The organism is Kitasatospora sp. NPDC098652 (genome assembly GCF_044760155.1).
Classification (GTDB): domain Bacteria; phylum Actinomycetota; class Actinomycetes; order Streptomycetales; family Streptomycetaceae; genus Kitasatospora.
Window position 1 is genome coordinate 139,570 of sequence record NZ_JBIWAQ010000010.1, and the last position, 12,306, is coordinate 151,875.

The following is a 12,306-nucleotide window of genomic DNA, read 5'->3' on the forward strand; positions in this document are numbered from 1 at the left end:
TCGCCGAGCGGCCCGGCCGCCGGTAGCGCCGCGGGTTCTATGAGGGCATAGCCTGAACCTATGCCCCTCTCCCCGCACGTCCCCGAACTGGGCGCCCTGGAACTGCTGCTCGCGGTGGCCCGGCTGGGCAGCGTCGGCCGGGCCGCGGCCGAGCTGGGCGTGAGCCAGCCGACCGCGAGCGCCCGGATCAAGGGCATGGAGCGGCAGATCGGCGTCCCGCTGCTGGAGCGCTCGCCCCGGGGCAGCCGGCCGACCGAGGCGGGCCGGCTGGTGGTCGAGTGGGCCCGCCAGGTGCTGGAGGCGGCGCAGGCGCTGGACGCCGGGATCGACGCGCTGCGCGAGCGGCGGGACGCCAAGCTGCGGGTGGTGGCCAGTCTGACCGTCGCCGAGTACCTGATGCCGGGCTGGCTGCTGGCGCTGTCCGAGGCCAGCCCGGGGACGGCGGTGACACTGCGGACGGCGAACTCGGCGGAGGTCGCCGGGCACGTGCTGGCCGGGGACGCCGACCTCGGCTTCGTCGAGGGTCCGACCACCCCGCCCGGGCTGGCCGGCGCGGTGGTGGCGGCGGACCGGCTGGTGGTCGTGGTGGCACCCGGCCACCGCTGGGCGCGCCGCCGCACCCCGCTGACCGGGGCGGAGCTGGCGGCCACCCCGCTGGTGCTGCGCGAGCCCGGCTCGGGCACCCGGGAGGTGCTGGAGGCGGCGCTGGCGCCGTACGGGGGCGCCGTGCAGCCCCGGATGGAGCTGGCCTCGTCCACGGCGTTGAAGGGGGCGGCGATGACCGGGGCGGGGCCGGTCTGCCTGAGCGAGCTTGCGGTGGTGGAGGAGCTGGCCACCCGGCGGCTGGTCGAGGTGCCGCTGGCGGAGGAGCTGGACCTGCGACGGCCGTTGCGCGCGGTGTGGCCGGCCGGGCAGCGGCCGGGCGGGCCGGCCCGGGAGCTGCTGGGGCTGACCCGGCGGAGCGTCCGCCAGCACCCGCGGCGGGAGGCCTGAACCGCGCGGGCCCGGCGCCGAGCCACCAGCCCCGAAAAGCCTTCCGCCGAAAAGTTGAGCGGAATACACTCAACTTAGTGCATGCTGTATCTAGCAGCAGTGAAGGACGACGAGGGAGGATCCCCCAGCAGTGGACGCGAGCAAGTTCACCACCAAGACCCAGGACGCCCTGTCCGCCGCGATCCGGCAGGCGGGCGCCGCAGGCAACCCGGACGTCAGGCCGGTGCACATCCTGATCGCCCTGCTGGAGCAGCCCGAGGGCATCGCCCGGCCCCTGTTGGAGGCGGTCGGGGCGAACCCCGCCCGGGTCGACGCCGAGGCGCGCCGCCAGCTGACGGCGCTGCCCAGCGCCATGGGCTCGACGGTCGCCGCCCCGCAGCTGGCCCGGGACACCCTCGCCGTGCTCACCGAGGCCGGCCGGCGCGCGGACGACCTGGACGACCAGTACGTCTCGACCGAGCACCTGCTGGTCGGCCTGGCCGCCGAGGGCGGGGCGGTCGCCGAGCTGCTGGCGCAGCAGGGCGCGACGCCCAAGGCGCTGCTCGCCGCCTTCAAGGACGTCCGCGGCAGCGGCCGGGTCACGTCGCCGGATCCGGAGGGCACCTACAAGGCCCTGGAGAAGTACGGCACCGACCTCACCCAGGCCGCCCGGGACGGCAAGCTCGACCCGGTGATCGGCCGGGACCACGAGATCCGCCGGGTGGTCCAGGTGCTCTCCCGCCGGACGAAGAACAACCCGGTGCTGATCGGCGAGCCCGGCGTCGGCAAGACGGCCGTGGTCGAGGGCCTGGCCCAGCGGATCGTGGCCGGTGACGTACCGGAGTCGCTGCGCGGCAAGCGGCTGGTCGCCCTGGACCTCAGCGCGATGGTGGCCGGCGCCAAGTTCCGCGGCGAGTTCGAGGAGCGGTTGAAGGCCGTCCTGAACGACATCAAGTCCTCCGACGGCCAGGTCGTCACGTTCATCGACGAGCTGCACACCATGGTCGGCGCGGGCGCCGGCGGCGACTCCGCGATGGACGCGGGCAACATGCTCAAGCCGATGCTGGCCCGCGGCGAGCTGCGGATGGTCGGCGCCACCACGCTGGACGAGTACCGCGAGCGGATCGAGAAGGACCCGGCCCTGGAGCGCCGCTTCCAGCAGGTGCTGGTCGGCGAGCCCAGCGTGGAGGACTCGATCGCCATCCTGCGCGGCCTCAAGGGCCGGTACGAGGCGCACCACAAGGTGCAGATCTCGGATGCCGCCCTGGTCGCCGCGGCGACCCTGTCCAACCGCTACATCACCTCCCGCTTCCTGCCCGACAAGGCGATCGACCTGGTCGACGAGGCGGCCTCCCGGCTCCGGATGGAGATCGACTCCTCCCCGGTCGAGATCGACGAACTCCAGCGCTCCGTCGACCGGTTGCGGATGGAGGAGCTGGCCCTGGAGAAGGAGTCGGACCCTGCCTCGGTCGACCGCCTCGCCCGGCTGCGGCGCGATCTGGCCGACAAGAACGAGCAGTTGAGCGTGCTGACGGCGCGCTGGGAGCAGGAGAAGAAGAGCCTCAACCGGGTCGGCGAGCTCAAGGAGCGGCTGGAGGGCCTGCACGGAGCGCTCGAACGGGCCCAGCGCGACGGGGACTTCGAGCGGGCGTCCAAGCTGATGTACGCCGAGATCCCGGCCGCCGAGACCGAGCTCGCCGAGGCCCAGGAGCGCGCCGCCGACCAGGACGCCTCCGCCTCGATGGTCAAGGAGGAGGTCGGCCCGGACGACGTGGCCGACGTGGTCGCCTCCTGGACGGGCATCCCGGCCGGCCGGCTGCTGGAGGGCGAGAGCGCCAAACTCCTGCGCATGGAGGAGGAGTTGGGCCGCCGCCTGATCGGCCAGACGGAGGCCGTGCAGGCCGTCTCGGACGCCGTGCGGCGCACCCGCTCGGGCATCGCCGACCCGGACCGCCCGACCGGCTCCTTCCTGTTCCTCGGCCCGACGGGCGTCGGCAAGACCGAACTCGCCAAGGCCCTGGCCGACTTCCTGTTCGACGACGAGCGGGCGATGGTCCGGATCGACATGAGCGAGTACGGCGAGAAGCACTCGGTCGCCCGTCTGGTCGGCGCCCCGCCCGGGTACGTCGGCTACGAGGAGGGCGGCCAGCTCACCGAGGCGGTCCGGCGCCGCCCGTACAGCGTGGTGCTGCTGGACGAGGTGGAGAAGGCCCACCCCGAGGTCTTCGACGTGCTGCTCCAGGTGCTGGACGACGGCCGGCTCACCGACGGCCAGGGCCGCACGGTGGACTTCCGCAACGCGATCCTGATCCTCACCTCCAACCTGGGCTCGCACTACCTGGTCGACCCGACCACCCCGGAGGACCGGAAGAAGGCCCTGGTGCTGGACTCCGTCCGGGCAGCGTTCAAGCCGGAGTTCCTCAACCGGCTGGACGACATCGTGGTCTTCGACCCGCTGGGCACCGCCGAGCTCAGCCGGATCGTGGACCTCCAGGTGGCCCGCCTCGGCGAGCGGCTGCGCGAGCGGCGGCTCACCCTGGAGGTCTCCGCGGCGGCCCGCGACTGGCTGGCACTGACCGGGTACGACCCGGCGTACGGCGCCCGCCCGCTGCGCCGGCTGGTGCAGTCCGCGATCGGCGACCAGCTCGCCCGGGCGATCCTCTCCGGCCAGGTGCACGACGGGGACACCGTCCTGGTCGAGCGGGACGAGGAGGGCGACCGGCTCACGGTCCGCGGCCGGGGCCCGCTGGAGAAGTAGCCACCGGCCCCCTCCCGTCACCGGCACCGCCCTCGGCCGCCCCCTTGCCCGCGCGAGGGGGCGGGCGAGGGCGCGGCCGCCGGGCGCCCGCTCACTCCCCCGGGGCCCGCTGCTCCCGCCGCGCGCGGTCCCGCCAGGCGCGGGCCATCCGGTGCAGCTCGGCGCCCTGGGACTCCGGGAGGTTCCAGGTCTGGGTGAGCAGCCGCAGGGTGGACACCCGCGGGCAGGACACCCCCCGCTCCAGGTCGCGGATCGACCGCACGCTCAGCCCCGACGCCTCCCCCAACTGCTCCTGCGTCATCCCCCGGTCCAGCCGGATGTTCCGCAGCAACGCCCCGAGCGAGGCGCCCTCCCCCGTCACCGTACGCTCCATCCCCGTTCCCCCCTTCGGTTCAAAACACCTCAACTCGCCCGGGAGGCAAGGCCTTTGCCCCGGGCCGGTTCCGTCGCACGCTAACCGCATCCGGCCCGCACGGCAGGCGAACCCGGGCGCCGGGCGCGTGACTTGGCTCACGCGCGCGCCGGGCGTGCGACGGGGCCACCGCACCCCGGGCACCGTGCGTGACGGAGGCCTCCGGACACCCCGGGACGAAGATCGACGCGCCCCCCGCCTCCCCTGTGAGCGGAGCCCCGAATGAGGCAGGATGGGAGGTGGAAAGGGCGGCCTCTCATTGCCGGCCACCACGTGCACTGAGGAAGAGGACCCCCCCATGAGCATCGACCCGTCGTCCATCCCGTCGTTCGGCGTGCCCCAGGGCGGCCAGCCCGGTGGCCAGGGTGGCCGGCCGGCCGGCCCTCCGCCGATCGTCGTCCCGGACCAGGCCCTGGTCGCCCAGCTGCTCGACCAGATGCAGCTCAAGCACGTCGTGGACGAGGAGGGCGACCTCACCGCCCCTTGGGAGGGCTTCCGCGTCTACTACATGTTCCGCGGCGAGCAGAAGGAGCTCTTCGCGGTCCGTGCCTTCTACGACCGCGCGTACCCGCTGGAGAAGAAGGGCGAGATCCTCGACCTGATCGACGAGTGGAACCGCGAGACCCTCTGGCCCAAGGTGTACACCCACACCCACGAGGACGGCGTGGTCCGCCTGATCGGCGAGGTCCAGATGATCGTCGGCACCGGCGTCAACCTGGACTACTTCGTCACCACCACCGCGAACTGGACCCAGGCCGCGGTCGGCTTCGAGCAGTGGATCGTCGAGCGCCTCGGCCTGCAGAACGAGATCGAGGGCGAGGACGGCGGCAGCGAGGACGGCGAGGAGGCCTGATCCCGGCCCCCGCGCACACCCCTGCGGCCCGGCCCCCGGCAGACGCCGGGGGCCGGGCCGTTCCCGTACCCTCCCCCCACCCTCCCGGCCGCCTGGCCGTCCTTGTCCCCGGCCCCCGGCTCGGCTGGGTCAAACCCTGCTCGCCTACCTGTTCGCTGGCGAGCTGAGGGCGAATGCGGTGGCCCTGCCAAGATGCCGGGTCCGCCTGCGAGTGCTCCCATGCCTCGGTTGTCCATGCCCCGCTCGCGTTCATGCCAACGCCCAGGTCCACCGATCGCAGCTAGAAGCAACCGATTACTATCCGACAGTAATCATTTCTGGGGGAATGCGGGCTGCGGGCAACGCCTCGGGGCCGGCTACAGGGGGGAACACATGGCGGATCCTGATCTGGCCTTGGAGTTCAAGGTCAATCCGGCTGAGCTGGACGGCTGCGGACAGAGCGCGCAGCACGTCGGGGGTCTGATACCGGGTGAGACTGCGAAGGTGACGGAGCCGTGCAGCCAGGCCGCCGGCACGCTGCAGGGGTGGCTGACGGCCGCCGCGGTGCGAGACTGCGGCACCAACTGGAAGACGCTGCTGGACAAGCTCGCCGGCGACATGGGGGACGTCGGTACCAAGCTCGCCGCATCGGCCGCCTACTACCGCCAGGTAGAGAAGGACGTCCACACGAGTATGAGGAACCCGGCCGCGCCGATCCCGGACGAGCCGGACCCCTTCGGCACGACCGTCGTCCCGGGCCCGGTGAAGCCCTCCAGCGCGAAGGCGGCCGAGTAAGCGATGAACATCAAGACGCTCTACGACGCCAACATCAACAACATCACCATCGCGAAGAACGCCTTCGACAAGCTCTACTCGGCCTTCGGCCAGCACATCGAGTCCTGGCAGCACGAGGTCGTCGACCGACTCACCAACTCGCACTGGACCGGCACCGCCGCCGACCACGCCCATTCCCGAATCCAGTTCCTGGGCACCGAACTCCAGTCCGCGCACAGTGAGCTCGACTTCGTCAGCAAGGCACTTGCCAAGGCCGCCGAACAATTCGCGCTGGCCCAGGCCCACTTGATCTACGCCCTGGACGACGCCAAGAACGCGAAGCTCAACGTCGCCCCTGACGGCCGCATCACATGGGACAAAGAGCCCACGTCCCCGAACTACGCAGGCGCCGGCGCCGAGACGACGGCGATCGCCATCAGCAATCGCATCGCCGCCGCACTCAGTGAAGCCGACCACGCGGACCAGGAGATCAGTGCCAGGCTGAACCACCTCGCGACCAACGCGAGCAACGGCACCGGCCTGGACGCCGCCACGGTGGCGAAGGACCAGGCGGCCGAGACCGCCCGCGAGCAGATACCCGCCGCGGGCACGGACCCGGCCTCCGTCAAGCAGTGGTGGAACGGCCTCAGCGACAGCGAGCGCCAGAAGTTCATCAACGACCACCCCGACCAGGTCGGCAACCTCGACGGCATCCCCGCCGTCGCCCGCGACCAGGCCAACCGCATCAACATGAAGAACGCCAAGCAGAACCTCCAACTCCAACTCGACCATCTGGGCCCCGAGCCACCGCACAAGATCGATGGCGGGCAGGGCCCCATCACCAACCCGGACTGGATGGCCTGGGATGCCAAGAACATCGACCTGCGGGAGAAACTCAAGGGAATCGGCGACATCGAAAGCCGCCTGGACGGCAAGAAACTGGCCGCCCGTGGCAACACACCGGCCTTCCTCCTCGGCTTCGACACCAAGGGCAACGGCCGGGCAATCGTCTCGGTCAACAACCCCGACACGGCCGACAACGTCGTGACCTTCGTCCCTGGCACCACCTCCAAGTTCGCAGCGGTCAGCGGCGACGTCGACAAGGCGGACGAGATGGTGAAGGCAGCCACCACGGAGGGCCGAACCAAGTCCACCGCGGCAATCGCGTGGGTCGGGTATGACGCGCCGCAGAACAAGATCCCGGACGCAGCAATGGACCATTTCGCGGAGAACGCGGAGAAGGATCTGGCCCGTTTCCAGGTCGGGCTGCGCTCGACCCACGAGGGCGCACCGTCGCACAACATCCTCATGGGCCACAGCTACGGAACCCTCGCAGTCGGTTACACCATGCGCGACCTCAAGCCACCAGTCGACGACGTCATCCTCGTCGGCAGTCCCGGCGTCGGCGTCGACCACGCCAGGGAACTGAACATCGACCCGTCCCACGTATACGTCGCCCGGGGAAGCGAGGACACCGGGATGTATGCGGTAGCGCGAAGCGAGTGGTTCAGGCAGGATCCTATGAGTTCCGATTTCGGAGCCCGGCATTTGCAGGCCGGGGACAGCGATCACTCCCACTACTGGAATCCAAATGGGGACGCGGTCAAGGAATTCGGCAGGGTCATCGCCGGCACATGGCGGCCGTGATGGCGAACGGGACCCACCAACGCCTTACCAAGGCCGCGAGGTTGGCGCTGCCGGCCGTCGCCGTCCTGCTGATGGCCACGTCCTGCGCCGGTACGGACGACAGCCCGACGATGACCCATGAGCAGGCCAAACAGAAGACCGAGGCGTACTTCGCCGACGCATTCGCCGCCCTCCCGCAACCGGTGACCGCAGTCGCCGATCGGGACAGCGACGGGTGGTGCTTCAAGAACGACGCCCCTTCGGAGGAAGACGGCCGGACCATGGCCGTAACCTCCCGCTATCTGCGAGGCATCCCGGCCGACCATCATGCCGCCACCTTCGAGGCCTTCCGCGACCATCTCGTCAAAGCCGGGTTCAAGGTCACCAGCAGCCACCCTGATGCCATCTTCCTCAAGAATCCGAAAGACGATTTCAGCGCCACCATCGACGACGGCGGCGACTGGAGCACCACGCTGCACATCGCCTTTGTGTCCCCTTGTGTCTGGCCCAACGGCACCAAGCCACCCACCGGGTGAGCTGGAAGTCCGTCGAAGATCTCGCTGGTAGCGGGGCTGTCCCGGTTGCTAGGAGTCGGCGCTCCGAGGGCCCAACCGACGGGCTATGCGTGCGGCTTTCCTTCCAAACGGGCCGATCTCGCGGCACTCGTAGAGACCGTTACCGCGGAGCGGCCAGCCGTAGGGCTGGCCGCTCCGGCCGAGGAACGTACGCGCGTACACGTACTTCTCGTTCGTGCCAAGGATCTTGGCGACCCAGCCAGCCGAGACGGAGCAGATGAGGCGCTGGGGCGTGATGGACACGTCTGGAAACGGGGCGGCGGGATCCGCGCTGGAAACGTCAAGGGGCACGTCAAGCGGCCGCGGTCGATGCGGTGGTCTGCTCGGCGGTGGCGTGCTGTGCGAACACCCCCAGGTGCTCGCCGATGCCGTACCAGGGCATCAGCTGGATCGACGGGTTGCGCTTGCTTGTCCATCACTCGCCAGCCATCAGAGGATGGCTCTGACTACGAGCCGTGAGGAGCCGCTGATGGGTACGAGGCCTTTGCTGAACCGCAGGCTGGCGGGCATGGGGACGACGATCTTCGCGGAGATGTCCGCCCTGGCCACGGCCACCGGCTCGATCAACCTCGGGCAGGGCTTCCCGGACACGGACGGGCCCGAGGAGGTCCGCGAGGCGGCCGTACGAGCCCTGCGCGAGGGTCGCGGCAACCAGTACCCGCCCGGCCCCGGCATCCCCGAGCTGCGCACCGCGATCGCCGAACACCAGCAGCGCTTCCACGGCCTCGCCTACGACCCGGACACCGAGGTACTGGTCACCGCCGGCGCCACCGAGGCCATCGCCGCCGCCCTGCTCGCCCTGCTGGAGCCCGGCGACGAGGTGATCGCCCTCGAACCCTTCTACGACTCCTACGCCGCCTGCATCGCCATGGCCGGTGCCACCCGCGTCCCGCTCACCCTCCGGGCCCCGCACTTCCGCCCCGACCTGGACGAACTGCGCACCCTGATCAACCCGCGCACCCGGCTGCTACTGATCAACACCCCGCACAACCCGACCGGCACCGTCCTCACCCCCGAGGAGCTCGCCACCATCGCCGCCCTCGCGATCGAGCACGACCTCCTGGTGATCACCGACGAGGTCTACGAGCACCTGGTCTTCGGCGCCACCCACCACCCCCTCGCCGCCCTCCCCGGCATGCGCGAGCGCACCGTCACCATCTCCTCGGCCGGCAAGACCTTCTCCTTCACGGGATGGAAGGTCGGCTGGGTCAAGCCCTGTTCGCCCACCTATTCGCTGGCGAGCTGAGGGCGGATGCGGTGGCCCCTGCCGAGATGCCAGGTCAGCCTGCAAGCGCTCCCATGCCTTGACTGAAGGCCGAGAGCAGCATCTGCTGAACCAGGGTTCGAGGATGCCGCCGAGAGAGAGTCCCCCGGATCCGCCGGCCCACGCTCCTCGGTCGGCCCTCTTGGACCGGCGCTGGTGCGGTGTCCTCCAGGATGTCCGCGTCCTGAACAAGATCCTCCCGCTCGGTCTCGGAAAGTGCATGTCAGCGCCCGGGTCCGCCGATCGCAGCCAGAAGCAACCAATTACTATCCGACAGTAATCATTTCTGGGGGAGAGCGGGCTACGGGCGACGTCCCGGGGCCGGCTACAGGGGGAACACATGGCGGATCCTGATCTGTCCTTGGAGTTCAAGGTCAATCCGGCCGAGTTGGACGGCTGCGGACAGAGCGCCCAGCACATAGGCGGTCTCATACCGGGTGAGACGGCGAAGATCACCGAGCCGTGCAGCCAGGCCGCCGGTGGCCTGAAGGGCTGGCTCACCGCCGGCGCGATCACCAACTGCGGCACCAACTGGAAGACCCTGCTGGACAAGCTCGGCACCGACATGGGCGACGTCGGCACCAAGCTCGGTACGACGGCCACCTACTACCGAACGGCCGAACAGAACGCCCACAACAGCATGCGGAACCCGAATGCGCCCGTCTCGAACGGGTCGGAGCCAGACCCCTTCAACACCGCCGTCGTCCCCGGGCCCGTGACGCCCCGCAGCGCGAAGGCGGCCGAATAAGCGATGGACATCAAGACCCTTCACGACGCCGACATCATCGGCATCACCACCGCGAAGAACGCCTTCGACACCCTGGCCACCGCCTTCGGTCAGCACGTCGAGAACTGGCAGACCGAGGTCGTCACCCGGCTCAACAACTCGCAGTGGACCGGGACCGCCGCAGACCACGCCAACACCCGGATGCAGAACCTGGAGAACGAACTCAAGGCCGCCAAGCAGGAGATCGGCCTGGTCAGCCGCGCCCTGCAGGACGCCTACGACGGCTTCGCCGCCGCCCAGTCGCACCTGATCAGCGCCCTCAACGACGCCAAGACCCACAAGCTGACCGTCGCCGACGACGGCGGGATCACCTGGGACAAGGACCCCAACTCCCCGAACTTCGCCGGCAACGACGCCGATTCACAGGCCCAGCAGATCCACGCCCGGATCACCGCCGCGCTCGACGAGGCCGACCACGCCGACCAGACCATCAACGCCCGACTCGCCCACCTGGCCACCAACGCGAGCAACGGCACCGGCCTCGACTCCGCCACCGCGAAGACCGACACCGACGCCGCGAACGCGCTCCAGCAGGCCCCCGCCGCCGGCACCGACCCGAACAGCGTCAAGGCCTGGTGGAACAGCCTGACCGACGACCAGCAGCACCGGATGATCCTCAACCACCCCGACCAGATCGGCAACCTCGACGGCATCCCCGCCGCCGCCCGCAACGACGCCAACCGGACCAACCTGAAGAACCTGATCCAGGACCGCCAGCGCCAGCTCGCCGACCTCGGCCCCGAGCCGAAGCAGTACCTGGGGTACGTCAAGGGCGAGCCCGTCACGAACCCCGAGTACGAGAAGTGGAAGGCCAAGCACGACGCCCTGAAGGAGAAGCTCGACGGCTTCCAGTCCATTCAGGACCGGCTCGACGGCAAGAAGGACGAGGGTGCGGGCGGGCCGAACTCCGACCCGCCGCTGCTGTTGCTGGGGATCGGTGATCAGGGGCAGGGCCGTGCGATCGTGTCCTGGGGCGACCCGGACAAGGCGCGCAACGTCTCGTCCCTGGTACCCGGGCTGAACAGCACCATGGCGGGCGTCGGAGGCGGCGACGCCATGACCGCGAAGCGCATCTACGATTCCGCGGTGAGCAGCGCGGGGAAGAATGAGACGCCGAGCGTCGCGTCCGTGTTCTGGTTGGGGTACGACGCCCCGCAGCTGGACGGTGATTCCGTTACCGCCAAGGACCGGGCGGTCGCGGGCGGGGCTGACTACAACAAGTTCCTCGCCGGGCTCCGAGCCACCCACGAGGGGGCGCCGGCGCACATGACCGCTCAGGGGCACAGTTACGGATCCTTGGTGGTTGGACAGGCGACCCAGCACCCAGGAGGCTTGGCCGCTGACGACATCATCCTGGTCGGCAGCCCAGGTGTCGGGGTGGACAAGGCGTCGCAACTCGGGGTCGGCGCTGATCACGTGTACGTCGGCGCTGCCAAGAACGACCCTGTGGCCAATGCGCCGAGTCCCGGGATGATCGGTGGTTGGGGCGCGTTCATCTACGAGGAGATGAATCACACGGGCAAGCAGTCGTGGTTCGGCGCGGACCCGGCCAGCGGGGACTTCGGCGGGCAGCGCTTCTCGGTGGCGGATGGGACCATCACCGACTCGCACGACAACTACTTCGGGAAGCACGGCGCGGGCGGCGACTCGCTCCCCAACATCGGGAAGATCGTGAGCGGCCACGGGAACGCGATCACCCGGCAGGACCCGCGGTGAGGGCCCCGACATGGCGCGTGACCGTGCCGGGGGTCGTGCTGGCCCTCCTCATCGGCTGGCTCGCCTGGCCGGAGCAGAAGGAACCCACCATGCCGGTCGAGCAGGCACAGCACCGGGTCGAGGGCGAACTCGCCGATGTCGCTGGGGCCTTCCACCCGGGGCTCCAGTGGGCCGAGACGAAGTTCGAGAGCAACCCCGACCTGACCGGGTTCTGCGGAACGTCCGGGTGCAGGAAGACGGGTCGCACGGAGATGATCGCCGAACAGGCGGCCCGGGTCCGGATCGCCTCCAGGCGGGGTCAGGAGCCGCTCGACCTCGTCCAGGCGCTCTGGACGGGCAAGGGCTACCCCGTCGAGCGCAACGAGGGCGCGGTGGAAGTGAGGGGCTCGGGGTTCACCCTCTGGTTCGCCGTGGGTGTGAACGGCTGCGCCAAGGTCCGAGCCACCCTGACCGATGTCACCGACACCACCGATAACAACGGCAACGGCGGGTTCCTCCGTGGACCGTTGAACTACGCCGACCAGTGCGCGACGGTCGAAGACCCGTACTGGTCGAGCTGAGGCACGAGTTGGGCCGGGGCGGCGGGCGCG

General features: G+C 70.0%; 10 protein-coding genes and 1 pseudogene. 10 read left to right on the top strand and 1 reads right to left on the bottom strand.

Translation table 11 applies throughout. The annotated features are described in order from the left end of the window. Positions 1–60: 60 nt before the first annotated feature. A complete protein-coding gene (locus tag ACIQWA_RS22475) occupies positions 61–993 on the top strand; it encodes a LysR family transcriptional regulator (RefSeq protein WP_402485023.1) in 933 nt (310 codons plus the stop codon). A gap of 130 nt (positions 994–1,123) precedes the next feature. Then, positions 1,124–3,730, top strand: a complete 2,607-nt coding sequence (gene clpB / locus ACIQWA_RS22480; RefSeq protein WP_402485026.1) for an ATP-dependent chaperone ClpB — start codon at positions 1,124–1,126, stop codon at positions 3,728–3,730. A gap of 91 nt (positions 3,731–3,821) precedes the next feature. Here the strand turns inward: clpB and ACIQWA_RS22485 are convergent, their stop codons facing one another. Further along, positions 3,822–4,103, bottom strand: a complete 282-nt coding sequence (locus tag ACIQWA_RS22485; RefSeq protein ID WP_402485029.1) for a helix-turn-helix domain-containing protein — start codon at positions 4,101–4,103, stop codon at positions 3,822–3,824. A gap of 337 nt (positions 4,104–4,440) precedes the next feature. On the opposite strand from ACIQWA_RS22485, the gene ACIQWA_RS22490 reads away from it, so the two are divergent. From ACIQWA_RS22490 to ACIQWA_RS22525, 8 genes and pseudogenes are all read left to right on the top strand, one after another. Next, entirely contained in the window at positions 4,441–4,995 is a 555-nt protein-coding gene (locus ACIQWA_RS22490) for a YbjN domain-containing protein (RefSeq protein WP_360227417.1), read from the top strand. 372 nt (positions 4,996–5,367) lie between these two features. Further along, positions 5,368–5,769 carry a WXG100 family type VII secretion target gene (locus tag ACIQWA_RS22495; RefSeq protein ID WP_402485032.1) on the top strand — a complete coding sequence of 134 codons (402 nt, stop codon included), beginning with the start codon at positions 5,368–5,370 and terminating at the stop codon, positions 5,767–5,769. A gap of 3 nt (positions 5,770–5,772) precedes the next feature. Then, a complete protein-coding gene (locus ACIQWA_RS22500; RefSeq protein ID WP_402485034.1) occupies positions 5,773–7,395 on the top strand; it encodes an alpha/beta hydrolase in 1,623 nt (540 codons plus the stop codon). Continuing rightward, the gene (locus tag ACIQWA_RS22505) at positions 7,383–7,910 is read left to right on the top strand and encodes a hypothetical protein (protein WP_402485037.1); all 528 of its coding nucleotides are present in this window, start codon (positions 7,383–7,385) and stop codon (positions 7,908–7,910) included. The genes ACIQWA_RS22500 and ACIQWA_RS22505 overlap by 13 nt, the downstream gene beginning before the upstream one ends. Before the next feature lie 508 nt (positions 7,911–8,418). After that, a pseudogene (locus tag ACIQWA_RS22510) lies at positions 8,419–9,174 on the top strand (aminotransferase class I/II-fold pyridoxal phosphate-dependent enzyme); the annotation flags it as partial. 379 nt (positions 9,175–9,553) lie between these two features. Next, complete coding sequence (locus tag ACIQWA_RS22515; protein ID WP_402485039.1) at positions 9,554–9,961, top strand: hypothetical protein; 408 nt, start codon at positions 9,554–9,556, stop codon at positions 9,959–9,961. 3 nt (positions 9,962–9,964) lie between these two features. Next, complete coding sequence (locus ACIQWA_RS22520) at positions 9,965–11,716, top strand: alpha/beta hydrolase (RefSeq protein ID WP_402485041.1); 1,752 nt, start codon at positions 9,965–9,967, stop codon at positions 11,714–11,716. A 17-nt stretch (positions 11,717–11,733) separates the two neighbouring features. Next, a complete protein-coding gene (locus ACIQWA_RS22525) occupies positions 11,734–12,276 on the top strand; it encodes a hypothetical protein (protein ID WP_402485044.1) in 543 nt (180 codons plus the stop codon). Positions 12,277–12,306: the final 30 nt, after the last annotated feature.